The organism is Streptomyces sp. NBC_01622, from assembly GCF_045209635.1.
In the GTDB taxonomy this organism is placed as follows: Bacteria; Actinomycetota; Actinomycetes; order Streptomycetales; family Streptomycetaceae; genus Streptomyces.
The window spans coordinates 2600294-2626741 of sequence record NZ_CP109293.1; the positions used below are offsets into that span (position 1 = coordinate 2600294).

The window sequence follows — 26448 nt, forward strand, 5'->3', positions numbered from 1 at the left end:
GACCCGGGGGACGGCCCGAGACGAACGATTGGGGACCCGGAGGGTCACGTGCCCGTGAGGTGCTCCGGGCGTACCGGTGTCCTGTTCAGTTCCAGCCCGGTCGCGTTCCGAATCGCCGCGAGTACGGCCGGAGTCGACGACAGGGTGGATGCCTCGCCGATGCCGCGCAGCCCGTACGGGGCGTGCTCGTCGGCGAGTTCGAGCACATCGACCGGAATGGTCGGGGTGTCGAGGATGGTGGGGATCAGGTAGTCCGTGAAGGACGGGTTCCTGACCTTGGCGGTCTTCGGGTCGACGATGATCTCCTCCATGACCGCGACGCCGAGACCCTGGGTCGTACCGCCCTGGATCTGGCCGATCACGGACAGCGGGTTGAGCGCCTTGCCGACGTCCTGCGCGCAGGCCAGCTCGATCACCTTGACCAGGCCGAGTTCGGTGTCGACCTCGACGACGGCGCGGTGCGCGGCGAAGGTGTACTGGACGTGGCCGAAGCCTTGTCCGGTACGGAGGTCGAAGGCCTCGGTGGGGCGGTGCCGCCACTCGGCCTCGATCTCGACGGCCTCGCCTTCGAGGACGTCGACCAGGTCGGCGAGGACCTCGCCGCCGTCGGTGACCACCTTGCCGCCCTCCAGGAGGAGTTCGGCGGTGGCCCAGGCCGGGTGGTAGGTGCCGAGCTTGCGGCGGCCCATCTCCAGGACCTTCTCGCGGACCAGCTCGCAGGAGTTCTTGACGGCGCCGCCGGTGACGTACGTCTGCCGGGACGCGGAGGTCGAACCGGCGCTGCCCACCTGGGTGTCCGCCGGGTTGATGGTCACCTGGGTGACGCCCAGCTCGGTGCGGACGATCTGCGCGTGGACGGTGACGCCGCCCTGGCCGACCTCCGCCATCGCGGTGTGCACGACGGCGACGGGTTCACCGCCGACAACTTCCAGGCGGACCTTGGCCGTTGAGTAGTCGTCGAAGCCCTCGGAGAAGCCGACGTTCTTGATGCCGACCGCGTAGCCGACCCCGCGTACGACGCCTTCGCCGTGCGTGGTGTTGGACAGACCGCCCGGCAACTGCCGTACGTCGGCGGCCTCTCCGGCGGCGAGCCACTGCTGCTCGGGCGGCATGGGCATTGCCTTGACGCGGCGGAGGAGTTCGGCGACGGGGGCCGGGGAGTCGACCGGCTGGCCGGTCGGCATGATCGTCCCCTGTTCCATCGCGTTGAGCTGACGGAACGCGACCCGGTCCATGCCCACCTTGTCGGCGAGCTTGTCCATCTGGGCCTCGTAGGCGAAGCACGCCTGGACCGCGCCGAAGCCGCGCATCGCGCCGCAGGGCGGGTTGTTGGTGTAGAGCGCGATGGCCTCGATGTCGACGTTGTCGATCACGTAGGGGCCGGCGCCGAGCGAGGAGGCGTTGCCGACGACCGCCGGTGAGGCCGACGCGTAGGCGCCGCCGTCCAGGACGATCCGGGCCTTGAGGTGGGTGAGCTTGCCGTCCTTCGTGGCGCCGTGCTCGTAGTGGAGCTTGGCGGGGTGGCGGTGGACGTGTCCGAAGAAGGACTCGAAGCGGTTGTAGACGATCTTCACGGGTTTGCCGGTGCGCAGGGCCAGCAGGCAGGCGTGGATCTGCATCGACAGGTCCTCGCGTCCGCCGAACGCGCCGCCGACACCGGAGAGCGTCATGCGGACCTTGTCCTCGGGCAGGCCGAGGACGGGCGCGATCTGGCGCAGGTCGGAGTGGAGCCACTGGGTGGCGATGTAGAGGTCGACACCGCCGTCCTCGGCGGGTACGGCGAGGCCCGACTCCGGGCCGAGGAACGCCTGGTCCTGCATGCCGAAGGTGTACTCGCCCTCGACGATGAAGTCGGCGCGCTCGCGGGCCGCCTCCACGTCACCTCGGACGATCGGCTGGCGGTGCACGATGTTCGGGTGCGGGACGTGGCCGATGTGGTGGTCGTCGCGGTTCTCGTGGACGAGGACCGCGTCCGGCGCGGTCGCTGACAACTCGTCGGTGATGACCGGGAGTTCGCGGTACTCGACCTTGATCTTCGCGGCCGCGCGGCGCGCGGTCTCCGGGTGGTCGGCGGCGACGATCGCGACCGGCTCGCCGTGGTGGCGGACCTTGCCGTGCGCGAGGACGGGGGTGTCCTGGATCTCCAGGCCGTAGTTCTTCACGTCCGTCGGCAGGTCGTCGTAGGTCATGACGGCGTAGACGCCCGGGGTCTTCAGCGCCTCGACGGTGTCGATGGAGACGATCTCGGCGTGCGCGACGGTGGAGCGCAGGATCTGGCCCCAGAGCATGTCCTCGTGCCACATGTCGGAGGAGTACGCGAACTCGCCGGTGACCTTGAGGGTGCCGTCGGGGCGGAGCGTGGACTCGCCGATACCGCCCTTGGCCTTCGAGCGCTGGGTGAGGTTCGTGGGAGTGCCGGTGGTGCCCATCGTCAGACCGCCTCTCCCTGCCGGGCGGCCGCCAGGCGGACCGCGTCCATGATCTTCTCGTAGCCGGTGCAGCGGCACAGGTTGCCCGAGAGCGCCTCGCGGATGTCCGCGTCGGTCGGGTTCGGGTTGTGCTCCAGCATCTCGTCGGCGGCGACGAGGAGACCGGGGGTGCAGAAGCCGCACTGGACGGCGCCGGCATCGATGAACGCCTGCTGGATGGGGGCGAGTTCGGTGCCCTCGCCGGTCTGGGAGTCGAGCGGCTTCGACTGCCGGCCCTTGGCCTCGTCAACGGACGTACCGCAGGCGCCCGTTCCGCAACTCCCGTGCTCCGCGCGCTGCTTGGCGTAGTCCGCGAGCCCCTCGACGGTGACGACCTCGCGGCCCTCGACCTGCCCGGCGGCGACCAGACACGAACACACCGGAACGCCGTCCAGCCGGACCGTGCAGGAACCGCACTCGCCCTGCTCGCACGCGTTCTTGGAGCCCGGCAGGCCCATCCGCTCCCTCAGCACGTACAGCAGGGACTCGCCCTCCCACACGTCGTCCGCTTCCTGCGGGCGGCCGTTGACCGTGAAATTGACGCGCATCAGGCGACGCTCCCTTTCTCATTGGACCGGCCGTCAGTGCCGCGATAGGACTCCCAGGTCCAGGTCAGGGTGCGGCGGGCCATGATGCCGACCGCGTGGCGGCGGTAGCTCGCGGTGCCCCGGACGTCGTCGATCGGGTTGCAGGCGGCGGCGCACAGGTCCGCGAACTGCTTGGCGACCGACGGGGTGATGATCCTGCCGTTGTCCCAGAAGCCGCCCTCGTCGAGCGCCGCGTTCAGGAATTCCTCCGCCGCTTTCGCCCGGACGGGGGTCGGCGCGGCCGAGCCGATGCCGGTGCGGACCGTGCGGGTGGCGGGGTGCAGGGCCAGACCGAAGGCGCACACGGCGATCACCATGGCGTTCCGCGTACCGACCTTCGAGTACTGCTGCGGGCCGTCCGCCTTCTTGATGTGGACGGCGCGGATCAGCTCGTCGGGCGCCAGCGCGTTGCGCTTCACACCGGTGTAGAACTCGTCGATCGGGATGAGCCGGGTGCCTCGCACCGACTCGGCCTCGACCTCGGCGCCCGCCGCGAGAAGCGCGGGGTGGGCGTCGCCGGCCGGGGAGGCGGTGCCGAGGTTGCCGCCGACGCCGCCGCGGTTGCGGATCTGCGGGGAGGCGACCGTGTGCGAGGCGAGGGAGAGGCCCGGCAGCTCGCCGCGCAGGTGCTCCATGATCCGGGTGTACGGGACCGAGGCCCCGAGCCGCACGCTGTCCGCGCCGACCTCCCACTCGTAGAGATCACCGATGCGGTTCAGGTCGAGCAGGTACTCGGGCCGGCGGTGGTCGAAGTTGATCTCGACCATCACATCGGTGCCGCCCGCGATCGGTACTGCGGTGGGGTGCTCGGCCTTCGCGGCGAGCGCCTCCTCCCAGCTTGCGGGGCGAAGGAAGTCCATGACCGGCTCTCTTCTTCGTCTCGTGGGTCGTACGGATCAAGCCAGTTCGTGTGCGGCGGGCCCGGCTCGTTCATGCGCTGTTAATGCAGCGTGAGGTCAGTACACAGGGCCGTGCTCCTCGGGGTCAGTCACGGAAACCATGAAGGAGTTGGCTGGCCAGCGCGGGCATCTTGTAGATTCGTATGAACGGAGGTCATCAGTAACCCCTCCGATTCCCTGTGGAAACGTGGGAAACAGCCCCGCACCCACAGCACCTCACGGTTCATCGTAGTTTTCTAGACAAAGAACGGCGGCGACGGCGATGCGGCTGCGCGCACTTCTGGACACCGATGCGCTGGGGCTGCGGCTGCTCGGCGGCGCGGACGAGCTGGACCGCACGGTACGCGGGGTGATGACCACCGACCTGCGGGACCCCAGCCGCTATCTGTCGGGCGGCGAACTGGTCCTGACCGGTCTGGCCTGGCGCCGGAGCGCGTCCGACACCGAGCCGTTCGTACGGCTCCTGGTGTCCGCCGGGGTGGCCGCGCTGGCCGCCGGCGAGGCAGAGCTCGGCGACAACGACATCCCGGACGACCTCGTGACCGCCTGCGCCAAGCACCGGCTGCCGCTGTTCGCGGTCAACGAGTCGGTGGCGTTCGCGACGATCACCGAGCACGTCGTACGGCAGGTGTCCGGTGAGCGGGCCGGTGATCTGGCGGCCGTGGTGGACCGGCACCGCCGGATGATGACCTCGGGCCCGGCGGGCGGCGGCCCGGACGTGGTCCTGGACCTGCTGGGCTCCGACCTCGATCTGCGGGCGTGGGTGCTGTCGCCGACCGGGCGGCTGATCGCGGGCTCGAAGGTGGCAGGGGCCGCGCTGCCCGTGGACGTGTGCGCCAAGCTGGCCGCCGAGCACCTGGCCGCCGCACGCACGGGCCGCCGGGGACCCCACCGGCTGGCGCTGGGGGCGGCGACGTACTCCCTGTTCCCGATCCGCAGCGGCGGGCGCTCCCCGCAGGGCTCCCGGGACGTCCGCGAGACGGTGCTCTCGGACTGGCTGCTGGCCGTCGAGGCGGACGCCGGGGACTGGCCCGACGAGCGGCTGGACCTGCTGCAGGGCGTCACCCAGCTGATCGCGGTCGAGCGGGACCGGCGGGACGCGGCGCGCACGGTCCGCAGACGGCTCGCGCAGGAAGTCCTGGAGCTGGTCCAGACGGGTGCCGCGCCGGCCGAGATCGCCGCGCGGCTGCGGGTCGCCGCGCCCGTCCTGCTGCCCGGTCTCGGGGCGGCCCCGCACTGGCAGGTGGTGGTGGCCCGGGTCGAGTGGGAGGGCGGCGACATCGAGGCCGGGCCGGTCGCCCAGTCGCTCCTGGAGGAGATCCTGGTCGACCCGCTGACGACGGGCCCCGAGCCCTCCGACCGGATCGCCGTGGCCCACACGGGCGACGAGGCGATCGCGCTCGTACCGCTGCCCGCGGTCTCGGCGGAGCACGACGGCTCCGAGTCCGGGCTCCACGCGGACGTGCTCCTGGCAGCCGTACGGGATCCACTGTCGGCCGGGCTCGACGACGACGGGCGGGTCACGCTCGGGGTGAGCGCGGCCGTGCACTCGGCGGAGGGGCTGCGCGGGGCGCTGGAGGAGGCGCGGCACGCGCGGCGGGTGGCCGCGGCGCGCGCCGGGCGGGTGTGTGCGGCGGGGCACCAGGAGCTGGCCTCGCACGTGCTGCTGCTGCCGTTCGTGCCGGACGACGTGCGGCGGGCGTTCACCGCGCGGCTCCTCGATCCGCTGCGCGACTACGACCGCAGGCACCGCGCGGAGCTGATCCCGACGCTGGAGGCCTTCCTGGAGTGCGACGGCTCCTGGACGCGCTGTGCGACCCGGCTGCACCTGCACGTCAACACACTGCGCTACCGGGTCGGCAGGATCGAGCAGTTGACGAGTCGGGACCTCTCGCGCCTTGAGGACAAGCTGGATTTCTTCCTGGCACTGCGGATGAGCTGACGCCAAGCGGACTCCGCGATCCCACGACTTTGTGAATTCTTTCACCCACCCCCTTGGCCGGGCCCCGGGATTCGTGCTGAGATGCGGCCACCACTCAACAGCTCAATGGTGTGCTCGGGGAGGGCAACGTGGCGCATTCCGCCATGTCTGGATACGGAACGACCGAAGGTGACGATCCCCTCCAGACCGCGGTGTGGCGGCTGCGCTCGCGGGCCTGCTGGGCCGACGCGGCGGCGCTGCTGCGACCCGACACCGCGGCACCGGCCCTCCAGAGAACCTCGCTGCTCGTGGAGCGGTGTCTCTACACCGAGCAGGGCTGGGAGGAGGCCGAGGACGCGCTGCGCACGGCCGAGGCGCTGGCCCACAGCGACGACGAACGGGGCGCCGCCGCCTGCGAACGCGGGCACCTCGCCTACGCGGCCACGCTGCACGGGGTCCGCGACCGGGCCGACGAGGCGCGGGCCGCGCTCGGGCGGGCGGCGGCGCTGATCCCGCCGGGCGGTTCGGGGCGGGCGCTGCTGGACTTCCGGCGGGGGCTGCTCGCGGAGAACCTGGCGCGTTCGCCGCAGGCCGCGCGGGCCGCGTACCGGCGCGCCCACGCGGGCGCCGCCGATCACGCCGACCCGCTGCTGCTGTCGTTCACCTGGCGCCATCTGGCCGGACTCGCCCTGCGCGACGGGGAGTTGGCGGAGGCCCGGCACGGCTTCGCCGAATCGCTGCGGATCCGGGAGGAGTTGGGCTACCTCGTCGGTACGGCCCCGGCCCTCGCGTCACTCGCGGACGCCGAGGTGGAGCCGGAGGCGTCCCGGCTGCGCGAGGAGGCGCGGCGGCTGTTCCGGCTGCTCGGCGGTGTACCGACGTGGCTGGCACGACAGTTGGCGGTGCCCGCACCGGGGGCGGCCACGGCGTAGGTCAGGAGCCGTCGGCCCGGTTCTGGACGACGTTCACGACGTGGTGGACGAACTGCAGGACGGACGCCCGGAGTTCGGGGTCGCGCGCGACCAGCACCACGACGGCGACCAGCAGCAGGAAGGACAGGAGCCCGCCTCCGCGTCCCGGACGGGCGGGACCACGGCGGGCTCCCAGTTGCGCGGCCCGCATCCCGTCCTGCGCCGCCTGTCGTGCCGACTGCTCGGCGCCTCGCTGCGCGGCTCGCTGTGCGGCCTGCTGGCCGGGATTCGGAAACATCGGCGCTCTCCCCCACGGAACGGACATCCTTTCCGTGGGGCACGTCACCACCGGTCGGGCGGTTTCCCGCCGCGGTCCACGGTCGCCGGACCCGGACCCGCTCGTGACCGGAGTCACATATTCGGATTCACTCGACGCCCGCGAAGTGCTCCCGCACCAGCGACTGCGCCACGTCCCACTCCCCCGCGCCCAACGCCTCCAGGAGCGCGAGGTGTTCGGACGCGTCGGCCACGAGGTCGGCCCGCCCGCGTACGGCGGGGCCGCCGACCAGCGGCCACTGGGCGCGCCGGTGCAGGTCCTCGGCGATCTGGACGAGCTGCTCGTTCCCGGAGAGGGAGAGCAGAGCGCAGTGGAAGGCCCGGTCGGACTCGGCGTAGGTCGCCCGGCACCCGGAGGACGCGGCACGGACGGTCCCCTCGGCCAGCGGGCGCAGGTCGGCCCAGCGGGCGCTGGGCACCGTACGGGCGAGCCGCAGCATCACGGGGACCTCGATCAGGGCGCGGATCTCGGCCAGCTCGGCGAGTTCGCGGGCGCCCCGCTCGACGACGCGGAATCCCCGGTTCGGTACGACCTCGACGGCGCCCTCGGTGGCGAGCTGCTGCATGGCCTCGCGCACGGGCGTGGCGGAGACGCCGAACCGGTCGCCGAGCGCGGGCGCGGAGTAGACCTCGCCGGGGGTCAGTTCGCCGCCGACGAGCGCGGTGCGCAGGGCGTCGAGTATCTGTCCGCGCACGGAGGAACGCTGGACGACCGTGCGGGGGCGCGGGATGGGCGTCTCGCTGTGCGTGTGCTCGCCGCGCACGGCGCCGGCACCGTCCGCGAGGTCCCGGTCCCGGTCCACGTCCACGTCGGCGGCGCGCGACTGCGGCGGCACCCGGGATCCTCGGGTACGCGGGTCCGGTATGCCGGTCCCGGCGGAGCCCTGCGCGCCCTGCGTCACGGGTCCTCCTCCGGACGTGTCGGTACTTGGGGTCATTACGGCTGCTTGTTACTCGTCCGTCAAGCACCTTAGGCGCAGATCGGACCAGTTCAAATCCTGAGGCGGTTGGGTAAGGTAAGCCTTACCTCTAAACCAACGGCGAATCGGTGGTCCCGGCATGCCCCTGCCCTCTTCGGCCACAGCGGACGCGTACGCCCGCCTCACCGAGGTCATCCCCGGGCTCGCGATCACCGAACTCCCCCCGGAACAGCCGCTTCCGACAGGCGGCGGCTGGGCCCCGGCCGCCGCGCTCGCCGAGGGCGGCGCGGGCCTGAAGGCGTTCCTGGCCCGGGACGACGCCCAGGTCCTGCGCGACCACGGCCGGCGGGGCCGCCCGGACGTGATAGCAAGCTTCGGCCTGCACCGCTACGCCTGGCCGGTCTGCCTCCTGTTCACGGTCCCGTGGTTCCTGCACCGCCGGGTCCCCCGCCTCCCCGTGACCCACATCTCCTACGACCGCACCGCCGCCGGCCTCGACATGGGCCACCTGGTGGTCCGCACCGGCCCCTTCGCCTGTCTGCCCGGCGACCCGGCGGCGGAACTGCCCGGCGCCCGGGTGGTCCCCGACGAGGAGGCGCTGCGCACGGAGGTGCGGGCCGCGGTCGCCGAGCACATGGAGCCCGTACTCGCCGGCTTCGGGCCGCTGATGCGGCGGCGGGGCCGCGCCCTGTGGGGCATGGCGACCGACGAGATCGTCGAGAGCCTCTGGTACGTCGCCGACCTCTTCGGCGAACAGCCGCGCGCCGTACGCGAGTTGGAGGCACTGCTGCCGGGCGCGACCAAGCCCTACGTCGGGACGGCCGGGTTCCGTGAACTGACCGGCCCCGACGGGGAGTCGCTGCCCACCCGGGACCGGGTGAGCTGCTGCATGTACTACACGCTGGACGCGTTGGACACCTGCCCGACCTGTCCGCGCACCTGCGAGGCCGAGCGGGTCACCAAACTGTCGGCCGCCGCCGCGAGTTGAGGGACCCTCAGTGCGAGGCCCGATTCCGGGCCCGCTAGGATCGGCCGCGAACAGGACGCCCGCTCGGTTACAGGTGCTTCACAACTTCCTCACTTGTCGCAGGAACTTTCCGTGGAACCACCCGTACGGGTAGTCTTATTCGAACTCAACTCCCGCCCCTCAAGCGGCAGTTCGAGCAGAAAGCCGCCCTGGGCATCCCCTTGCACCTCCTTGGCGGCCTCTTGCCCCGAAAACGCCTGAGGGCCGTTGGGATTGGGCCACTATGGCGGGCGTTACGCCCTATCCCAATGCAAGGGACCCCAGATGAGACTGACCGACATATCGCTTAACTGGCTGCTTCCCGGCGCCGTACTGCTCCTGGGCATGCTGGCGGCGATTGCGGTGCTCGCGCGGAGCAAGCGGTCCGGCGGGGAGCACGCGAAAGACGACTCGTGGGAGCGCACGGAGGAGCGCCGCAGGCGCAAGGAGGCCATATACGGCATCGCCTCCTACGTCCTTCTCTTCTGCTGTGCGGCGGTCGCCGCGGCACTCTCCTTCCACGGACTGGTCGGCTTCGGCCAGGAGAACCTCGGCCTCACCAACGGCTGGGAGTACCTGGTCCCGTTCGGCCTGGACGGCGCGGCCATGTTCTGCTCCGTCCTCGCGGTCCGCGAGGCCAGCCACGGTGACGCGGCCCTCGGCTCCCGGATACTCGTATGGACGTTCGCGGCCGCGGCCGCCTGGTTCAACTGGGTGCACGCGCCCAGGGGTGTCGACCACGCGGGCGCTCCGCAGTTCTTCTCCGGCATGTCACTGTCGGCCGCGGTCCTGTTCGACCGCGCACTGAAGCAGACCCGACGGGCCGCGCTGCGCGAGCAGGGTCTCGTGCCGCGTCCGCTGCCGCAGATCCGAATCGTCCGCTGGCTGCGGGCCCCCCGCGAGACCTACAGCGCCTGGTCGCTGATGCTCCTGGAGAACGTGCGCAGCCTGGACGAGGCGGTCGACGAGGTGCGCGAGGACAAGGCGAAGAAGGAAGAGACCCGACTGCGCCGCCGCGACCAGCAGCGGATCGAGCGGGCCCAGCTCAAGGCCATAAGCCGGGGCCAGCGCGGCCTCATCGGCCGTGGCCGGTCGCCGGAACCGCAGGCCCTGGAGCGCGGCTCCTCGCAGCCCTCCGCGGAGCCTGCTCTACCGACCGGAGAACCGCTGCCGGTTCGCACGCGTCCCTCACTCCAGCCAGTCCGCGGGGCATCTGACCCGATAACCGTCGACCTCACCGCGGAGGACGACACCATGGCCCTGCCGCGGCTCGACTCCCTCGAGCGCAAGCTCAAGGACCTGGAGCAGCAGTTCGGCTGAGATCCGGGACCACGAGGTCCGGGACCGGGCGACAACGGGACGGGGGCGGAGTCCAACTGGACGCCGCCCCCGTCCCGTTGCTCATGCCGCGTCCGAATCGAGCTCGAACCACACGGACTTGCCCACCCCGTGGGGCGACACCCCCCAGGCGTCCGCGAGGGACTGCACCAGGACCAGGCCCCGCCCGTGCGTACCGTCGTCGGCGATCGGTGCGCGCAGTCTGGGCCTGCGGGCCACGAAGTCCCGTACCTCCACACGCAGTCCACGCGGTCCGACCGTCGCCGTCAGAACGGCGTCGTGGTCGGTGTGGATCAGCGCGTTGGTGACGAGTTCACTCGTGAGCAGCTCCGCTATCTCCGATCGTCCCGGCCTCCCCCAGTGCCGTAACAGTTCACGCAACGCCCTACGGGCTTCGGGCACCGCCCGGAGGTCCGCGCGTCCGAGTCTGCGCCTCAGTTGAGGCGGCTGCGCCGGTTCCATGGCGCTGTCGGCCGTTTCCTCCACCGTTTTCGCCGAGGAGGCCCCGACCGCCATGGGACCGCCCCCTCGTGCTCGCCTTTTCATGACCCCCGCCTGCACGCCGGTTTTCCGGTTCCCCTCCTGCTCGAACATGTTCACGAGGATCCATGCCCTCGTCCGGAACGGGCCAGTCATGTCGAGTTGTCAACGACCAGGTGTTCGGCCATGGTTGGGCCGGATCCGGCGGAGCGGAGGAATCGGGGGCACGGGCGTCCGTACGGTCGAACGGCCACCGTACGGAGCATGCGGCCCGGGCGGCCCGGGCGGGACGTTCCCCTCCGCGAAGTCATGGTCTCCGGCGCCGGGACCAGACACCTCGTGCCGTCCTGACCACCGGCGATCGCACCGACTGCCGATGCCGGGCTGCCGATCCGGCCGTAGTCCGCGAAGTCGTGGGGCGGTTGGTCCCCCGACGGCTCACGCTTCACGAATCTGGCCGGAATCAGCCGCTCAGGAACCGCCAACGCCCCCTTGGCGAGGCCTACTTGCCGCCGATTCCCTTCGTCCCGATGTGGAAGATCTTGTGGGTCGTACGGGTCATGTCGACGATCAGTTTGGTGGTGTCGCCGCCGCCCCAGGTCAGGGTGATGGCGGCCTCGGTGTAGTCGGCGGCCGTACCGGGTCTCCGCCCAGGACCCGGAGGTGCTGCTGGTCAAGGCCCGGACACAGACCTGCGACTGCCGCTGGTACCTCGAACTCGGCTGGTCCTCCCAGGGCCGCACCGGCACCCTCCGCATCGACGACCACGGCAGGCCGTTCCGCACCAGCTCGATCAAGGGTCTGGCGCACTACTGGTACTCGGCGAAGGGCTGGGCACCGTACGACGGTTAGGGCCTGTCCGGCGGATCAGGTCGCAGGAGAGCAACAGCGCCTCATAAGCACCGGAGAGCGGGGTGTGGTGCGTGCGGCTGCAAGGCGGAGGAGACGTTGACATCAGCGGCTCCGCCGCGGGCGACGCGGTGGGGGCACCTCCCGGCCGAAGGCTGGGGGACGTCGGCGAGTGACGACAACGCGGCTGGGGGTCCCCCCACGCCTTTAGGCCGTGGGGGAGTGCGTGCCACACCCCGCGTCTGCGACAGGATCCGCCGGACAGGCCCTAGAGCCCGCGCACGTTCCTGATGTTGGAGCGGGCCATCTGCAGCATGCGCCCGACTCCCCCGTCGAGCACGATCTTCGACGCCGAGAGCGCGAAGCCCGTCACCATCTCGGCACTGATCTTCGGCGGGATGGACAGCGCGTTGGGGTCGGTGACGACATCGACGAGGGCCGGGCCCTTGTGCTTGAGGGCCGCCTTCAGCGCGCCCTCCAGATCCTTGGGCTTCTCGACCCGCACACCGTAGGCACCACAGGCGCGCGCCACGGCGGCGAAGTCGGGGTTCTTGTTGGTGGTGCCGTAGGACGGGAGACCGGCGACCAGCATCTCCAACTCGACCATTCCCAGGGAGGAGTTGTTGAACAGGACGACCTTCACCGGCAGGTCGTACTGGACGAGGGTGAGGAAGTCGCCCATCAGCATGGAGAATCCGCCGTCGCCGGACATCGAGATCACCTGCCGCTCGGTGTCGGTGAACTGCGCGCCGATCGCCATGGGGAGCGCGTTCGCCATCGACCCGTGGGAGAACGAACCGATCACGCGGCGACGGCCGTTGGGAGTGATGTAGCGGGCGGCCCACACATTGCACATGCCCGTGTCGACGGTGAACACGGCGTCCTCGTCGGCCAGCTCGTCGAGTACGGAGGCCACGTACTCGGGATGGATCGGGACCTGCTTCTCGACCTTCCGCGTGTACGCCTTGACGACCCCCTCCAGTGCGTCGGCGTGCTTCTTGAGCATCCGGTCGAGGAACTTCCGGTCCCCCTTCGGCTTCACCCGGGGGATGAGACAGCGCAGCGTCTCCCTCGCGTCCCCCCACACCGCGAGGTCCAACTTCGAGCGCCGGCCGAGGTGTTCGGGCCGTACGTCGATCTGTGCGATCTTCACGTCGTCGGGCAGGAACGCGTTGTACGGGAAGTCGGTACCGATGAGGATCAGCAGGTCGCACTCGTGGGTGGCCTCGTAGGCGGCGCCGTAGCCGAGCAGTCCGCTCATGCCGACGTCGTACGGGTTGTCGTACTGGATCCATTCCTTGCCGCGCAGGGCGTGTCCGATCGGGGACTTGATCTTCCCGGCGAACTCCATCACCTCGGCGTGCGCGCCCGCCGTGCCGCTGCCGCAGAAGAGGGTGACCTTGTCCGCCTCGTCGATCATCTCGACGAGCCTCTCGATCTCGGCGTCGCCCGGGCGGACGGAGGGGCGGGAGGTGACGAGGGCGGTCTCGGCGGCCCGCTCCGGGGCGGGCTCGGCGGCGATGTCGCCGGGGAGGGAGACGACGCTGACGCCGGACTGGCCGACCGCGTGCTGGATGGCGGTCTGCAGGAGGCGGGGCATCTGCTTGGGGCTGGAGATCAGTTCGCTGTAGTGACTGCACTCCTGGAAGAGCCGCTCGGGGTGGGTCTCCTGGAAGTAGCCGAGGCCGATCTCGCTGGACGGGATCTGCGAGGCGAGGGCGAGGACCGGGGCCATGGAGCGGTGGGCGTCGTAGAGGCCGTTGATGAGGTGCAGGTTGCCGGGGCCGCAGGAGCCGGCGCAGGCCGCGAGCTTCCCGGTTATCTGGGCTTCCGCGCCGGCGGCGAAGGCGGCGGTCTCCTCGTGCCGTACGTGGATCCAGTCGATGGCGGAGTTGCGGCGGATCGCGTCGACGACCGGGTTGAGGCTGTCGCCGACGACGCCGTAGAGGCGCTTGACTCCGGCGCGGACGAGGATGTCGACGAACTGTTCGGCAACGTTCTGCTTGGCCATGGTTCTCGCGTGCCCTTCGGTTTCCGGTGTGCTGCGGATACCTCTGGGTTCCATGAATTCACAGCCCGGGCGCTCACGCCTCCCAAACGGCGGCGGCCGTGCGGTCGTCGGCATAACCCTTGACCCGCACTTGGGTGTCGGCGAGGAACGCGGCAAGGCCGGGCGGGGTGGCCGCCGACCACCGGCCCGCCAGATGGGCGGACAGCTCGGGCTCGCCGCGCAGCGGTTCGGCGAGGCCTCCGGTGCACATGAGAAGCGTGTCGCCGGGGCGGGCGACGGAGGCACGGAAGCGGAAGGGTTCGCGGGGCGGTTCGGGGGCGGGTTCGTACGGGCTCGGCGGGGTCGGGATGCCGAGGTCCATGGTGAGCCGGTCGCCGTCGGGGGTCTCGGCCGGCTGCGAGCCGAAGCCGACGACGGCCTCGCCGGCCGCCTCACCCGCGATGGGCTCGATGTCCTGCCACTCCCCGTCGCGGAGCCGGAACAGACCGCCGGGGCCGACGCCGAAGAAGACGCGGGTACGGCACTCCGGGTGGGCGGGGAGGAGGAGACAGCGCAGGGTGGCCGCGTACTCGTCGGGGTCGATGCCCTGCTCGGCGGCGCTGGCGCGGAGTTTGCCGAGGCTGCGGTCGGTGAGCCGGTGCAGGCCGGACTTGAGATCACCGCGCCGGGCGGCCCTGATGTCCTCGGCGAGCCGCGCGTGACTGCGTCCGACGGCCCGCCCGATCCAGTGACAGGCCTCGGCGGCGGCGCGATGCGCGCCCGGTGTGGCCCTCGCCCCGGTCGCCATCGCGACCAGCACCAGGGCCTGGTCCCCGACCCCGAACCGCGCGGTCAGCAACGAGTCCCGGCGCGGCTCACCCCGGAACCGCGCGGAGTCCCCGCGCACGGAAGCGGCCCGCAGCGTGCTGCTCCCGTACTGCGCCCCGTCCAGCACGGTGTCCGCGACCAGGTCGTCGAGGTCGTCCGGGTCGGCGGGCGGCAGGGCGGTGGGCTCGGCGTCGTAGGTGGGGGGACCGGAGCCGACGTAGTCGAGGGTGAGGGATGCGGGCGGGGGTGTGGGGGGCGGAGGGGGTGGTGGTGAGAGGACGGGGAGGTTGGGGGGCGGGGGCGGCGGGTAGACGGGCGCGGCGCGAGGGGCTTCCCCGCGGAGGGGCTGCGGGGTTGCCGGTGCGGGGCTGATCGGTGGCGGTGGTGGCGGGAACGGCGCTGCGCCGAAGGGCGGGGCCGTGCCGACGCCCCGCCCGGCGTCCGGAGACGGCGAGCTGTCGTCGCGTGTGGCCGGGGCCGGTCGGTGGCCCGGCGCCTCGGCGTCCGTCGTACCGCCCCGGAGGGAACCGGCGGCACCGGCCGCACCGGCACGCGGTGCCGGAACCCCCGAGCCGGCCACCGGACGCGCACCCTCGTCCACGGGTCCAGGCGCCGGACGCGCGCCCTCGCCCGCAGTCCGTGACACCGGGCTCGCGCCCTCGTCCACGGTTCCGGCCGCCGAGGCGAACCGGTCCTCCAGGGAGTCGGCCGCGGCCGTGGGCCCCGTGTCGTCGGTGGAGTCGTCGTACAGCTGGCCCCACCAGTCGTCCTCGTGACCGGGCGGCTTTCCCCCCTGCTGGCTCATGCCCCCAATTGTCCACCGCGCGGGCCGGATGAAAACGGGGCGTCAGGAAAATCCGGTGCGCGCCCCTTCTCGGACGGCGTGTCGGATGACGTACCGAACCACCCGTGCGCCACAAGGCGATACGCCACGACACAGAGCCGCCGGACGGTTCCACCCCCCACGGGAGAACCGCCCGGCGACAACCGAGTGACCGAATCCCGTCGCGGATCCGGCCCGTCCGGCCCCGATTGTGACGTGCCTTCCTGAAGGCCTCCTGTGATTCGCGCCCGACTCCCCTATGACTGACCGGACGCGAATCCGCAGGCCGAACAAGCCCAATCCAGGCATTGCGGACGGCTGTTGGTGCCTCGGTGACGCAACCTTGGCAGAGTGACGGGTGGTACGGCGATGATGTGCGGAGGCGGGTTCGCGCCGTGGCCGAATTCCGCCACGGCGTGCTCGACGGGTGTTCGGGGAGGGGCGGAACCTGATGCTGGGAGCGATAGGCCTGGACGAGGCGCACGAGTCGGCGTACCGGGCGCTGGTGTCCGTCGGCGCGGCGGACGTGCCCGATCTCGCCCGGCGGCTGGCCATCGGGGAGTACGACACCGAGCGCGCCCTGCGCCGCCTGGAACTGCACGGACTCGCCGCCCAGTCGACGGCCCGCCCCGGCCGCTGGGTCGCCGCCCCGCCCGGGGTGGCCCTGGGCGCCCTGCTCACCCAGCAGCGCCACGAGCTGGACAAGGCCGAACTGACCGCCGCGCTGCTCGCCGAGGAGTACCGGGCAGCCGCCGAGACCGCCGTACACGATCTGGTGGAGGTGGTGACCGGCGCCGCGGCCGTCACCCGGCGCTTCCTCCAGCTCCAGCTCGGCGCGACCGACGAGGTGTGCGCGCTGGTCACCGGGAACCCGGTCGCCGTCACCGGCATGGAGAACGACGCGGAGGAGCAGGCCGCCGGACGCGGGGTCCGTTACCGGGTCGTCCTCGAACGCGCGGTGCTGGACCTGCCGGACGGCCGCACCGAACTGGCCGCCGCGCTCGGCCGCGGCGAGCAGGTGCGGGTGGTGGACAGAGCGCCGACCAAGCTGGTGGTCGCCGACCGGACCCTCGCGCTGGTGCCGCTCACCTCGCACAGCGCCGAACCAGCCGCGCTGGTCGTGCACGCGAGCGGCTTGCTGGAACTGCTCTGCGGGCTCTTCGAGTCGGTCTGGCGGGACGCGCACCCGCTGCGCCTGGGCGCGTCCGGTGCCGCCGAGCAGGAGCCGGACGGCCCCGACGGCACGGACCTGGAGGTGCTGTCCCTGCTGCTGGCCGGGCTGACCGACGCGAGCGTGGCGAAACAGCTCGATCTGGGCCTCAGGACGGTTCAGCGCCGGGTGAAGCGGCTGATGGAGCTGACCGGGGTGACGACCCGGCTGCAACTGGGCTGGCACGCCTACGAACGGGGCTGGGTGACCCGTTGCTGACCTGCGGTTTCCCCCGGGATCCCGCAGGCTGGGCAGATGGGAGTGGCTGAACTCCTGCTGGTCGGCGTCGTCATCCTGCTCGGCCTGTGCGGAGTCCTGGTGCCTGGAGTTCCGGGATCGTGGCTGGTGTGGGCCGCGGTCCTGTGGTGGGCGCTGAAGGATCCGCAGCCGGTCTCCTGGGGTGTCCTCGTCGGCGCCACGGCCGCCCTCCTCCTCTCCCAGGTGGTGCGCTGGGCGCTGCCGCCCCGCCGGCTCCGGGCGAGCGGCGCGACCCCCCGGACGGCCGTGTACGCCGGAACCGGCGCGTTGCTCGGCTTCCTGCTGCTGCCCGTGCTCGGCGCGATCCCCGGCTTCATGGCCGGCGTCTACGTCCACCAACGACTGCGGCTGGGCGGGCACGCCGAGGCCATGGCCTCCCTGCGTACGGCGATGCGCTCGGGCGGCTCCAGCGTGCTGACCGAACTGTTCACCTGCCTGCTGATCGCGGGGGCGTGGCTGGGCGCCACGATCTGGGGCTGACCCCTGAGATCTACGGGGTCCACGGGGTCAACGGGGTCAACGGGGTCAACGGGGCCAGCGTGGTGAGGTCGACCGTGTCGGCGAGTGCGCGCATGCCGGCGTCGTCGAAGTGGAGGTGGTCGCCGGAGTCGTAGGCGGGCCTGATCCGCTGCGGCTGCTCCGGGTCGCGGACGGCGGCGTCGAAGTCGACGACCGCGTCGAAGGGCCCGCCCGTCCCGGCCCGGATGAAGGCGTTGACCGCCTTCCGTACGCCCTCCCGGGCCGCCGTGTACCCGCCGTTGCCGCCGTACGGCGTGAGGGTCGCGCCGATGACGCGGATGCCGTGGGCGCGGGCGCGGGTCCCGAGGCTTCGGTAGGCGCTCTCGAAGGCGGCGGGGTCGGTGGCGTTCGGGGTGCCCTTGATGTCGTTGATGCCCTCCATGACGATCAGCACCCGCACCCCCGACCGCGACAGGGCGTCCGCGTCGAGCCGGGCCAGCGCGCTCGGCCCGGTGTCGTCGCGCAGCAGGCGGTTGCCGGAGATCCCGGCGTTGAGAACGCCGAGGCGACGGTACGGGGGAAGGGCTCTCAGGCGCTCGGCGAGTCGGTCGGGCCAGCGATGGTTGGCGTCGCGGCTGGAGCCGTTGCCGTCGGTGAGGGAGTCGCCGAAGGCGACGACACTGCCGGCCGCCGGGACGTCGAGGACGTCGACGCCGGTGACGTAGTACCAGGAGGTGGTGGTCGTCGTGTAGGCGGCGCCGTCGCTGTCGGCCGCCCAATTGCCGCTCGGAGTACGGTAGTTGGTCTGCCCGGCGGCACGGTGGTAGGTCGCCGGGCCGGAGTCGTCGGGCGTGTGGACCGTGACGAGCAGGTCCGCCGCGTCGGATACGGCGAGCGGGACCGCGTCCGTGACCAGGTCCGCGCCCGCCGGGATCGTGACCGTGCCGGCGCCGTTGAAGGTGGCGGTGCGCATCGAGCCGGGCACGGCGTCCGGACCGGTCCCGCGCAGGGCGACGGTCACCGTGTCGAGGCGGAGGTGGGTGGTGCCGAGCCGGTTGGTGAGCCGGACGCGGACGGCGTCGCCGCCGACGCTGAGATGCACGACGTTGCGGAAGGAGGCGCCGGGATAGGCAGTGGTGGTCCCGGAGGGGGCGGCCTCCCAGCTGCCGGTCCAGGTGCCGGACGCCCCCGGAACCGGAGCCTGGGCTGTCGCCGTGCCCTGACCGACACCCGCTCCCAGCACCAGTACCAGCAGTGCCACGCCGATCCGTCCGGCCCCGACCATGAGCGTCCCGCCTCTCCCCGCCGATCTTGAGGAGGCGACCGTGGCACGCGGAGCGGGGCGGACGGCGGAGCATCACCGGTGGCCGCCGCCGTATCCGCCTGTCCGGAGTAGGACGGAAGTCCTGGTCCCTGAAGCCGATGCGGTGGGCGGGCAGGCGTGTTTGGCTGCGGGCATGACCGAATTCACCGAGGCCGAGCGCGCGTACCTCACATCGCAGCGGCTGGGGCGACTGGCCACCGTCGACCCCCAGGGGCAGCCGCAGGCCAATCCCGTCGGCTTCTTCCCGCAGGACGACGGGACGATCCTGGTCGGCGGCTATGCCATGGGTACGACGAAGAAGTGGCGCAACCTGCGGGCGAACCCGAAGGTCGCGCTGGTCGTGGACGACATCGTCAGCGTCAGCCCGTGGAGGGTACGCGGCATCGACATCCGCGGCGAGGCCGAACTCCTCGTCGGCCCGCACGAGTTGGGGCCGCATATGAGCGAGGAGGTGATCCGTGTCCATCCACGGCGGATCCACAGTTGGGGCCTGGAGACCGACTAGTTGGAGGAGTCCGATGAGCCCGAGGAGCCCAACGTGTCCTCCAGCGTGAGGAGTTGGACCTTCCGGTCGAGGCCGCCCGCATAGCCCGTCAGTGATCCGTCGGCGCCGATCACCCGGTGGCAGGGGCGGACGACCAGCAGCGGGTTGGCACCGATCGCCCCGCCCACGGCCCGCACGGCGGCCCGGGACGCGCCGATCCGGGCGGCGATCTCGCCGTACGTCGTCGTCGCACCGTACGGAACGGAGTCGAGCGCGCCCCACACCCGCTCCCGGAAGTCCGTGCCGGAGGTGTGGAACTCCAGCTGGAATTCCTTGAGTTCACCGGCGAAGTAGGCGGCGAGCTGCTCGCCGGCGGCACGGAAGGGGCCGGGGTCCTGCCGCCACTCGGGCCGGACGGTACGACCGCCCTTCTGGCCCGGGACGGAGAGGGAGGTGAGGGCACCGCTCTCGTCGGCGGTGAGGAGCAGTTGCCCCAAGGGGCTCTCGAAACTCGTCCAGTGGATGGTCATTGGGACTCCAACTCCCCTGCTGTGCGCAGGTGTTGCAGGTGTTGTACGGCGTAGGAACGCCAGGGGCGCCAGGCGTCCGGGATGTCAGCGCCGGGCGATGCCACGTCGGGGTCGCCGAGGGCGCGCGCGCGGATGACGGCGACCGTCGCCACGTCCATACCGGGCAGCGCGAGCAGAGCGGCCTGAGCGTCGTCACGGTCGGCGCCGACGTCGAGCCGTACGGTGCCGTCGGCGAGGGCGGCGACGAGACCGGCCAGGGGACCGCCGGGCAACGCCTCTGCCAGTACGGACGGCTCGGGGAAGAGGTGGGTGAGGGTGCCGGACGGGACGTCCAGCGTCCTGCCGTGGCGCCGCACCAGCCGCTCGGCCTCCGACCGCCCCACCAGCGCCCGTACGGCCAGTTCCTCCGGATCGGCGGCGCCCGGTGAGCGCAGGCCCGGCCGGGCGGCGACGAGTGGGCCGAGCCGGGGGTCGGCACCGAGCCGCTCGTCGACGGCGTACGGGTCGGCGTCGAGGTCGAAGAGGCGTCGTAGCCGCTGTACGGCGGTGGTCAGGTCGCGGTGGTCGGTGAGGTGCAGACGGGCGTCGAGCCAGCCGCCGGTATGGGAACGGGACAAGCCCTTGAGGGTGCCGGGGTGTTCGTCGACAGCGACGATTCCGGTGCCGTAGGGGAGGCGGAGGGTGCGGCGGTAGGTGCGGCGGCCGGGGGTGCCGGTGACGTCCTCGATGCCGGGGACGGCCTCGCGTTGCAGCAGGTCGAACACGGCGGCGGACTGGTACGGGCCCCGGTGCGCGAGCCGCAGCGGGATTCCGGCGGGCGGTTCGGCTGTGGGACCGGTCCCGTCGGCAGGCACGCTCTCCAGCTCTTTTCCCAGTGACTTGGCCGGTGGCTGGGGCGCGTTGGTGCGCAGTTCGCTGGGGGTCGACGCGTACACGGCGCGGATCGTGTCGTTGAACTGGCGCACACTGGCGAAACCGGACGCGAACGCGATCTCCGTGATCGGAAGCTCGGTGGTCTGTACGAGTACCCGTGCGGTGTGCGCCCGTTGGGCCCGGGCGAGGGCGACGGGACCGGCGCCGAGTTCGGCGGTGAGCTGCCGTTGGACCTGCCGTGCGCTGTATCCGAGCCGTACGGCGAGCCCGGCGACGCCCTCGCGGTCCACCACTCCGTCGCCGATCAGCCGCATGGCGCGGCCCACGACATCGGCGCGCGCGTTCCATTCGGCCGACCCCGGCACGGCGTCCGGACGGCACCGCCGGCAGGCCCGGAACCCCGAGCCCTGCGCGGCGGCGGCCGTCGTGAAGAACCGCACGTTGCGTCGCTTCGGCGTCACGGCCGGACAGCTGGGCCGGCAGTAGATTCCGGTGGTCGCGACACCGAAGAAGAACTCACCGTCGAACCGGGCGTCCCGGCTCCGTACGGCCTCGTACCTGCTGTCTTCGTCCATCACGCCGTCCAGTCTCCGCCATTCCCGGGGGTGGGGCTGGCGGAAATCGGACGCGGCGTTGACGTGGTGCCGGACCGGGCCGGGCCGAAGTGGACCGGGCCGCTACGCCCAGCGCCCCCGCTTCGCCTCCATCGCCGCCTTCCCCTCCGCCCCCTTCCGCTTCCAGTCGCGCCGCAGTTCAGTCCTGAGCCGGGCGTCGGTCTTGGCGACGATCCACTGGTTCTCGCGCATGAGCTTGCGGTAGCTGTCGAGCCGGCGCTCGGGCAGCTCGCCCGACTCGACGGCGGCGAGCACCGCGCACCCCGGTTCCGCGATATGGGCGCAGTCCTGGAAACGGCACTGCCCCGCCAGTTCCTCGATCTCGGCGAACACCTGCCCGACCCCGGTCTGCGCGTCCCACAGTCCGACACCGCGCAGCCCCGGCGTGTCGATCAGGACACCGCCGCCGGGCAGTGCGAGCAGGTTGCGCGTGGTGGTCGTATGACGGCCCTTGCCGTCCACGTCACGCGTCGCTCGGACGTCCATCACGTCCTCGCCGAGCAGCGCGTTGGCGAGCGTCGACTTGCCGGCGCCGGACTGCCCGAGCAGCACGGACGTACCGCCGGCGGCGACCGCGGCGAGCACGTCGACCCCCTCCCCGGTCGCGGCACTGACACTCAGCACCGGCACGCCCGGCGCCGTGGTCTCCACGTCCTGGACGAGATACGACAGCGTCACCGCGTCCGGCACGAGGTCGGCCTTGGTGAGCACGACGAGGGGCTGGGCACCGGACTCCCAGGCGAGCGCGAGGAACCGTTCGATACGGCCGAGGTCGAGGTCCCCGGTCAGCGGTACGGCGACGATCACGTGGTCGACGTTGGCCGCGAGGATCTGCCCCTCGGACCGCTTGGAGGAGGTGGAACGTACGAAGGCGGTACGACGCGACAGCAGCGTCCGCACATAGCGCGGGTCACCGCCCGCGGGGTCGACGGCGACCCAGTCCCCCGTGCATACGACCTTCATCGGGTCGCGGGGGACGACGAACTCGGTGTCGGCACGCACGGTGCCGGCAGGGGTGACGACGTCGCAGAGGCCTCGGTCGACCCGTACGACACGGCCGGGCAGGAGACCCTGCTCGGCGAACGGGGCGAACTCGGCCTCCCAGTCCGCATCCCAGCCGTACGGCTGCAACGGATGCACGGAAGAGGGTGACGACGAGAACGAACCCGGGAGAGAGGAGAAAGACAAGGGGTGACCCTTCACAAGGGTGGCCCCGGCACCGCGCTCGCAGACAGACGCGGGAGATGTGGAGAGGAGGTCAGCCGGAGGCCACGGGAGTGGACTTGATGAACTTCCGGATGCGGGCAGCGCCCGTCACAGAGACAGCCATCGGTCACACCTCCCACAGCACAAACCAAGTCACCGGCAGCAAACACGGTTGCCGCTCCAACAGCACCGACCCTAGAAGACGCACGAGCCGCGACGCCAGCGAATTACGGCGCACCCGTGCCACCGAACATCCACGGCGCCGGTACGGTGCCGAGAGGCGGCGATTGCAGCCGCTGAAGCCGACGAAGCCGTGGCTCGCGGCTCAACTCGGTCTGGGCGAGATCGGCGAGCTGGTCACGGTTCCGTACTGAGCAATTCTCCGGACACCGCTGTTCATAGGTGGAGCGTCGGCCACATCGCCCGTCTTCCTCGTCCTTCTCCGCCCGGAGTCCTGCTCCACGCAGACATGACGAAGGACGAGGAACATCAACCCGTGCCCGGCACCACCGTCACAGCGTCGCGGTAGTCCCTTCACCAGAGCCGCTGCCCGCCAGCCACTGGCTCCAGTCCAGGTTGAAGTCGGCGTAGCCGTTGTCCGCCGGGGCCTTGCCTCGGGGGGAGCCGGTGATGGTGATGGGGTCGCCCTGCTTGACCTGGCCGTAGAACCACTTGGCGTCCGAGAGGGAGAGGTGGACGCAGCCGTGCGAACCGCGTGCGCTGCCGCTGCCCGGGTTCGGGTCGCCGGTCGAGTAGTGGACGTAGGTGCCGGACTGGGTGAGGTGGATGTCCCAGGGCAGGGTGAGGTCGTAGTAGTTGGGGCTGCCCTTGTCGCAGCTGATGCCGACGCTGCAGGAGGTCATGTGGACCTTCTTCTGCTTGTCGATGACGGCCATCGTGCCGTCCCACGTCGGGTACTCGGCACTGCCCGCGTTGATCGACAGGGTGCGCACCGCCGCGCCGTTCTTGGTCACCTTCATGGTGTGGTTGGTGACCGAGACATCGGCGCGCACATCGTCGCCGATCTTGAAGGTGTGGGTGTAATTGTGCACGCCGTAGCGGCCGTTGCCGTTGCTGACGCCCGTCATGTCGGCGTCGATCTTCACCGTCGTACCGGAGGGCCAGTACGTCTTCGGGCGCCAGTCGGCGCGCTTGTCGCCCATCCAGTGCCAGGCGCCGACCACCGACTGCGAGGCGCTCACCTTCATGTGCTTCTCGACCGTGGCGTGCGCCTTGGCCGCCACCGGGTTGGTGAAGATCACCGAGATCGGCATGGCCACGCCGACCGTGGTTCCGGTCTGCGGGGTGATCGTGTCCAGCAGCATCGGCGGGCCCGCGGGCTTCGTCGGCGACGGCGAGGCGCTCGCGCTGGGCTTGTCCGACGCCTTCGCGTCGTCCCCGCTCGCCTTGGCGCTGCCGCCCCCGCCGCAGGCACTCGCGCCCACCAGCACCACACCTGTGACGAGTGCGATCCCTATGCTGCCCTTGCGCCGTCCCACGACGTGCCCCACTCTCTCGTTGCTTCGGCCCTGACAGGCCCGACTCCATGTCAGACGGATACCCCGGGGGCCCAGTTGCGGATGCCACGTAAAACGTGTCCCAAGATTCGCTGTGTATGCGGATTCGCCGTACCGGAGTCAGCGTTCGAAGATGCCGGTGAGGCGGGCACGGCCCAGGACGGGGGCGGGGACGGCGGGCAGGAGGGCGCGGGGGCGTACCCGGTCCACCGGTGCGGCTGCGGGCGTGCTGTCCAGGGTGGTCGGGAGGGCGAACAGCTGGAAGACGTAGCGGTGCGGGCCGTGGCCTTTGACGGGTGCGGGGCCGTGGTAGCCCCGTCCGACGGTGGACCGCAGTACCCGCACCCCGGGGCCGGGGTGTCGCGCGGACAGGGCGCCGGGGTCCAGGTGTCCGGCCGTCGGGTCGATCAGGGCGAGGCAGTGCACGGCCGGCTTGGCCAGGGGGACGTCGATGTCCTCTACGACCAGGAGGAGCTGGGCTGTACCGGGTGGGGGCGGGGTCCAGGCCAGGTGGGGGGACTGGTCGGCGCCGCCGATGTGCTTCGCGCAGTTCTGCAGCGGCATGGTGGCGCCGTCGGCGAAGTCCTGGCTGGTGAGGGTCAGGAGCTCGGGGCCCCGCAGGTGGGGCAGGTTCCAGGCGGTGTGGGTCTCGCCCGCTCTGCGCTTGTTGAGGAGTCGGCCGAGCAGGGTCATCGGGTCGCCTCCGGCATCACTACCGCCTCTGCGGCGGTCGTGGGCTCGCCGGGCTTGGGCAGGACGCGCTCGGCGGTGTGCCGGTGGGCGAGTGTGGAGTCGATCGTTGTCAGTGGCACGGGGGTGTCTCTCCTGTCGTGGTCCCGGTCGTCGGGCTGTCCGTCCGGGCGCGCGAGGGCGTGGCGGTGGCGGGTGTTCGCGGTCCCGGGGGCTTGTGGACGGCCGGGTTCGTGCCGCGCAGGAGCGAGGCGATCGCGGCGAGGAGGGCGAGGGTGGCGCCGAAGGCGAACACGATGACCAGGCCGGAGTGGAAGGGCCCGGATATCAGAGTCGGGAAGAACTCGCTTCCGGTGAGGGCGTGTTGCCGCGCGGCGGTGAGGTGGGTCAGGGCGCCGCTGGGCTGGAGCAGGTGCTGGACCGGGTTGACGCCGAGCTGGGCGGCGAACAGGGACGAGACCGGGGGCAGGCCCCCGACCTGGGCGGCGATGTGGGCCGGTACGCCCTGCTGTTCCAGGCCCGCGGTGAGCGTGTGCGGGAGGCTCCTGGCCAGTCCGGCGATCACGAGGGAGAAGAACACGCCGATGGAGACGGCGGTGCCGGAGTTCTGGAAGGTGGCGCGCATTCCGGAGGCGACACCGCGCAGGCTCGCGGGCACACTGCCCATGATCGAGGAGGAGTTGGGGGAGGCGAACATACCGCTGGCGATCCCGTTGACGGTGATCAGCACCGCGAAGATCCAGTATCCGAAGTCGATCGGCAGGCACATCAGGCCCAGGAAACTCGCGCCGAACAGCAGCGCACCGCCGGTGGCCAGGCCCCGTGAGCCGAGCCGGTCGGAGAGGTGGCCGGAGACGGGTCCGGCCACGAGGAAGCCGGCGGTCAGCGGCAGCATGAAGATGCCGGCCCACAGGGGTGTGTCGCCGTAGTCATAGCCGTGCAGCGGGAGCCAGATGCCCTGCAGCCAGATGATCAGCACGAACTGCATCCCGCCCCGGCCGATGGAGATGGCCAGGCCCGCCAAGTTGCCGAAGGTGAAGGCCCGTTGGCGGAACAGGCTCAGCTGGATCATTGGTGCCGGGACGCGCTTCTCGATGACGACGAAGGCCGCCAGCAGGAGCAGTCCTCCGGCGATCAGCGCGTCGGCCAGCGGGTTGGTCCAGCCCATGGTGTGGCCGCCGTAGGGCTGGAGGCCGAAGGTGATCGCGATCAGGGTGGCGCTGAGGCCCACGCCGAAGGTGATGTTGCCCCACCAGTCGATACGGCCGCCGTCGCGCCCGGCGGTCTCGCGGAGGGTGCGGTAGGCCCACACCGTGAAGAACACGCCGACGGGGACGTTCACCCAGAACACCGCGCGCCAGTCCCAGGCCGACAGCAGTCCTCCGGCGACGAGGCCGATGAACATGCCGCCCAGGGCGGCGACTTGGTTGATGCCGAGGGCGAAGCCGCGCTGTTCCTCGGGGAAGGCGTCGGTCAGGATCGCGGCCGAGTTCGCGGTCAGCATCGAGCCGCCGACGGCCTGGAGCACGCGCCAGGCGATCAGCCACATCGCTCCGTGGCCGCCGTCGAAGGGGTCGAAGGAGAGCAGGACCGAGGCGAAGGTGAAGACCGCGAACCCGGAGTTGTAGATCCGGACCCGGCCGTACATGTCGCCCAGGCGGCCGACCGTGACCACCAGGACGGCCTGGACCAGCCGGTAGCCCATGATCATCCACAGCAGATACGCGATGTTGCCGGGCGCGAGCGGGTCCAGGTGGACGCCACGGAAGATGGCCGGCAGGGCGATCAGCACGATGGAGCCGTCGAGCGCGGACATGAAGACCGCGGCGGTGGTGTTCGTCAGCGCCGTCCACTTGTAGCGGTCCTCGCCGGCCGTACGACGCGGGGTGCGCGTCCTGGGAGGTTTCGTCATGCGGTTGCTTCCTCC

The 26448-nt window shown here is 71.3% G+C and carries 23 protein-coding genes and 1 pseudogene; 8 read left to right on the forward strand and 16 right to left on the reverse strand.

The annotated features are described in order from the left end of the window. Positions 1–44: 44 nt before the first annotated feature. Genes OH768_RS11920 through OH768_RS11930 form a run of 3 tightly spaced genes read right to left on the reverse strand, consistent with a single transcriptional unit; the run spans position 45 to position 3915 of the window. A complete protein-coding gene (locus OH768_RS11920; RefSeq protein WP_406452834.1) occupies positions 45–2429 on the reverse strand; it encodes a xanthine dehydrogenase family protein molybdopterin-binding subunit in 2385 nt (794 codons plus the stop codon). Positions 2430–2431: 2 nt separating this feature from the next. Then, complete coding sequence (locus OH768_RS11925) at positions 2432–3016, reverse strand: (2Fe-2S)-binding protein (protein ID WP_406452836.1); 585 nt, start codon at positions 3014–3016, stop codon at positions 2432–2434. Further along, positions 3016–3915, reverse strand: coding sequence for an FAD binding domain-containing protein (locus OH768_RS11930; protein WP_406452838.1), 900 nt, complete (start codon positions 3913–3915; stop codon positions 3016–3018). The genes OH768_RS11925 and OH768_RS11930 overlap by 1 nt, the downstream gene beginning before the upstream one ends. A gap of 301 nt (positions 3916–4216) precedes the next feature. Between OH768_RS11930 and OH768_RS11935 the strand changes: the two genes are divergently transcribed. Both OH768_RS11935 and OH768_RS11940 read left to right on the forward strand, forming a co-directional pair. After that, complete coding sequence (locus OH768_RS11935; protein ID WP_406452840.1) at positions 4217–5896, forward strand: PucR family transcriptional regulator; 1680 nt, start codon at positions 4217–4219, stop codon at positions 5894–5896. Between the two features lie 128 nt (positions 5897–6024). Further along, a complete protein-coding gene (locus OH768_RS11940; RefSeq protein ID WP_406452842.1) occupies positions 6025–6807 on the forward strand; it encodes a hypothetical protein in 783 nt (260 codons plus the stop codon). A 1-nt stretch (position 6808) separates the two neighbouring features. Here the strand turns inward: OH768_RS11940 and OH768_RS11945 are convergent, their stop codons facing one another. Further along, entirely contained in the window at positions 6809–7084 is a 276-nt protein-coding gene (locus OH768_RS11945) for a hypothetical protein (RefSeq protein WP_406452844.1), read from the reverse strand. A gap of 127 nt (positions 7085–7211) precedes the next feature. Further along, positions 7212–8024, reverse strand: coding sequence for a GntR family transcriptional regulator (locus tag OH768_RS11950; protein WP_406452846.1), 813 nt, complete (start codon positions 8022–8024; stop codon positions 7212–7214). Positions 8025–8181: 157 nt separating this feature from the next. On the opposite strand from OH768_RS11950, the gene OH768_RS11955 reads away from it, so the two are divergent. Both OH768_RS11955 and OH768_RS11960 read left to right on the forward strand, forming a co-directional pair. Then, on the forward strand, positions 8182–9030 hold the full coding sequence (locus tag OH768_RS11955) for a (2Fe-2S)-binding protein (RefSeq protein WP_406452848.1): 849 nt from the start codon (positions 8182–8184) through the stop codon (positions 9028–9030). A gap of 303 nt (positions 9031–9333) precedes the next feature. After that, positions 9334–10368 carry a DUF2637 domain-containing protein gene (locus OH768_RS11960; protein WP_406452850.1) on the forward strand — a complete coding sequence of 345 codons (1035 nt, stop codon included), beginning with the start codon at positions 9334–9336 and terminating at the stop codon, positions 10366–10368. Between the two features lie 81 nt (positions 10369–10449). On the opposite strand, the gene OH768_RS11965 is transcribed toward OH768_RS11960, so the two are convergent. Then, positions 10450–10902, reverse strand: a complete 453-nt coding sequence (locus tag OH768_RS11965) for an ATP-binding protein (protein WP_406452852.1) — start codon at positions 10900–10902, stop codon at positions 10450–10452. Positions 10903–11493: 591 nt separating this feature from the next. Here OH768_RS11965 and OH768_RS11970 point away from each other — a divergent pair. Continuing rightward, a pseudogene (locus OH768_RS11970) lies at positions 11494–11718 on the forward strand (transcriptional regulator); the annotation flags it as partial. Between the two features lie 265 nt (positions 11719–11983). On the opposite strand, the gene OH768_RS11975 reads toward OH768_RS11970, so the two are convergent. Further along, on the reverse strand, positions 11984–13726 hold the full coding sequence (locus tag OH768_RS11975) for a pyruvate dehydrogenase (RefSeq protein WP_406452854.1): 1743 nt from the start codon (positions 13724–13726) through the stop codon (positions 11984–11986). Positions 13727–13799: 73 nt separating this feature from the next. Beyond that, the gene (locus OH768_RS11980; protein ID WP_406452856.1) at positions 13800–15338 is read right to left on the reverse strand and encodes a protein phosphatase 2C domain-containing protein; all 1539 of its coding nucleotides are present in this window, start codon (positions 15336–15338) and stop codon (positions 13800–13802) included. A gap of 469 nt (positions 15339–15807) precedes the next feature. On the opposite strand from OH768_RS11980, the gene OH768_RS11985 reads away from it, so the two are divergent. Together OH768_RS11985 and OH768_RS11990 are read left to right on the forward strand one after the other, a co-directional pair. Beyond that, positions 15808–16785: a helix-turn-helix transcriptional regulator gene (locus OH768_RS11985; RefSeq protein WP_406452857.1), complete on the forward strand. Its 978-nt coding sequence runs from the start codon at positions 15808–15810 to the stop codon at positions 16783–16785. Between the two features lie 36 nt (positions 16786–16821). Then, positions 16822–17304 carry a DUF456 domain-containing protein gene (locus tag OH768_RS11990; RefSeq protein WP_406452859.1) on the forward strand — a complete coding sequence of 161 codons (483 nt, stop codon included), beginning with the start codon at positions 16822–16824 and terminating at the stop codon, positions 17302–17304. 10 nt (positions 17305–17314) lie between these two features. Here OH768_RS11990 and OH768_RS11995 read toward each other — a convergent pair whose 3' ends face one another. Next, positions 17315–18568 carry an SGNH/GDSL hydrolase family protein gene (locus OH768_RS11995; protein ID WP_406452861.1) on the reverse strand — a complete coding sequence of 418 codons (1254 nt, stop codon included), beginning with the start codon at positions 18566–18568 and terminating at the stop codon, positions 17315–17317. Positions 18569–18740: 172 nt separating this feature from the next. On the opposite strand from OH768_RS11995, the gene OH768_RS12000 reads away from it, so the two are divergent. Next, positions 18741–19112 carry a PPOX class F420-dependent oxidoreductase gene (locus tag OH768_RS12000; protein WP_406452863.1) on the forward strand — a complete coding sequence of 124 codons (372 nt, stop codon included), beginning with the start codon at positions 18741–18743 and terminating at the stop codon, positions 19110–19112. Here OH768_RS12000 and OH768_RS12005 read toward each other — a convergent pair. The 7 genes from OH768_RS12005 to OH768_RS12035 all read right to left on the reverse strand — a co-directional run bounded on the left by OH768_RS12005 (position 19109) and on the right by OH768_RS12035 (position 26433). Beyond that, complete coding sequence (locus OH768_RS12005) at positions 19109–19621, reverse strand: methylated-DNA--[protein]-cysteine S-methyltransferase (protein WP_406452865.1); 513 nt, start codon at positions 19619–19621, stop codon at positions 19109–19111. The two genes, OH768_RS12000 and OH768_RS12005, sit on opposite strands and share 4 nt — an antisense overlap. Further along, on the reverse strand, positions 19618–21069 hold the full coding sequence (locus tag OH768_RS12010; RefSeq protein ID WP_406465238.1) for a DNA-3-methyladenine glycosylase 2 family protein: 1452 nt from the start codon (positions 21067–21069) through the stop codon (positions 19618–19620). The genes OH768_RS12005 and OH768_RS12010 overlap by 4 nt, the downstream gene beginning before the upstream one ends. Positions 21070–21171: 102 nt before the next feature. Then, the gene (gene rsgA, locus OH768_RS12015; protein WP_406465240.1) at positions 21172–22239 is read right to left on the reverse strand and encodes a ribosome small subunit-dependent GTPase A; all 1068 of its coding nucleotides are present in this window, start codon (positions 22237–22239) and stop codon (positions 21172–21174) included. Positions 22240–22826: 587 nt separating this feature from the next. Next, positions 22827–23813, reverse strand: coding sequence for an Ig-like domain-containing protein (locus OH768_RS12020; protein WP_406452867.1), 987 nt, complete (start codon positions 23811–23813; stop codon positions 22827–22829). A 138-nt stretch (positions 23814–23951) separates the two neighbouring features. After that, positions 23952–24524: a YbhB/YbcL family Raf kinase inhibitor-like protein gene (locus OH768_RS12025; protein ID WP_406452869.1), complete on the reverse strand. Its 573-nt coding sequence runs from the start codon at positions 24522–24524 to the stop codon at positions 23952–23954. Next, entirely contained in the window at positions 24521–24643 is a 123-nt protein-coding gene (locus tag OH768_RS12030; RefSeq protein ID WP_406452871.1) for a hypothetical protein, read from the reverse strand. Before OH768_RS12030 ends, OH768_RS12025 begins: the two co-directional genes overlap by 4 nt. Continuing rightward, positions 24634–26433: an MFS transporter gene (locus OH768_RS12035; protein ID WP_406452873.1), complete on the reverse strand. Its 1800-nt coding sequence runs from the start codon at positions 26431–26433 to the stop codon at positions 24634–24636. Before OH768_RS12035 ends, OH768_RS12030 begins: the two co-directional genes overlap by 10 nt. Positions 26434–26448 lie beyond the last annotated feature (15 nt).

Bases quoted from the DNA above. Each gene is read 5' to 3' on its own strand.
- OH768_RS11990 (WP_406452859.1), top strand. From the start codon at position 16,822: ATGGGAGTGGCTGAACTCCTGCTGGTCGGCGTCGTCATCCTGCTCGGC.
- OH768_RS11945 (WP_406452844.1), bottom strand. From the start codon at position 7,084: ATGTTTCCGAATCCCGGCCAGCAGGCCGCACAGCGAGCCGCGCAGCGA.
- OH768_RS11980 (WP_406452856.1), bottom strand. From the start codon at position 15,338: ATGAGCCAGCAGGGGGGAAAGCCGCCCGGTCACGAGGACGACTGGTGG.
- OH768_RS11920 (WP_406452834.1), bottom strand. From the start codon at position 2,429: ATGGGCACCACCGGCACTCCCACGAACCTCACCCAGCGCTCGAAGGCC.
- OH768_RS11995 (WP_406452861.1), bottom strand. From the start codon at position 18,568: ATGGTCGGGGCCGGACGGATCGGCGTGGCACTGCTGGTACTGGTGCTG.
- OH768_RS12010 (WP_406465238.1), bottom strand. From the start codon at position 21,069: ATGGACGAAGACAGCAGGTACGAGGCCGTACGGAGCCGGGACGCCCGG.
- OH768_RS11930 (WP_406452838.1), bottom strand. From the start codon at position 3,915: ATGGACTTCCTTCGCCCCGCAAGCTGGGAGGAGGCGCTCGCCGCGAAG.
- OH768_RS11985 (WP_406452857.1), top strand. From the start codon at position 15,808: ATGCTGGGAGCGATAGGCCTGGACGAGGCGCACGAGTCGGCGTACCGG.
- OH768_RS11975 (WP_406452854.1), bottom strand. From the start codon at position 13,726: ATGGCCAAGCAGAACGTTGCCGAACAGTTCGTCGACATCCTCGTCCGC.
- OH768_RS11935 (WP_406452840.1), top strand. From the start codon at position 4,217: ATGCGGCTGCGCGCACTTCTGGACACCGATGCGCTGGGGCTGCGGCTG.
- OH768_RS12005 (WP_406452865.1), bottom strand. From the start codon at position 19,621: ATGACCATCCACTGGACGAGTTTCGAGAGCCCCTTGGGGCAACTGCTC.
- OH768_RS11960 (WP_406452850.1), top strand. From the start codon at position 9,334: ATGAGACTGACCGACATATCGCTTAACTGGCTGCTTCCCGGCGCCGTA.
- OH768_RS12025 (WP_406452869.1), bottom strand. From the start codon at position 24,524: ATGACCCTGCTCGGCCGACTCCTCAACAAGCGCAGAGCGGGCGAGACC.
- OH768_RS11965 (WP_406452852.1), bottom strand. From the start codon at position 10,902: ATGGCGGTCGGGGCCTCCTCGGCGAAAACGGTGGAGGAAACGGCCGAC.
- OH768_RS11925 (WP_406452836.1), bottom strand. From the start codon at position 3,016: ATGCGCGTCAATTTCACGGTCAACGGCCGCCCGCAGGAAGCGGACGAC.
- OH768_RS12000 (WP_406452863.1), top strand. From the start codon at position 18,741: ATGACCGAATTCACCGAGGCCGAGCGCGCGTACCTCACATCGCAGCGG.
- OH768_RS12035 (WP_406452873.1), bottom strand. From the start codon at position 26,433: ATGACGAAACCTCCCAGGACGCGCACCCCGCGTCGTACGGCCGGCGAG.
- OH768_RS11955 (WP_406452848.1), top strand. From the start codon at position 8,182: ATGCCCCTGCCCTCTTCGGCCACAGCGGACGCGTACGCCCGCCTCACC.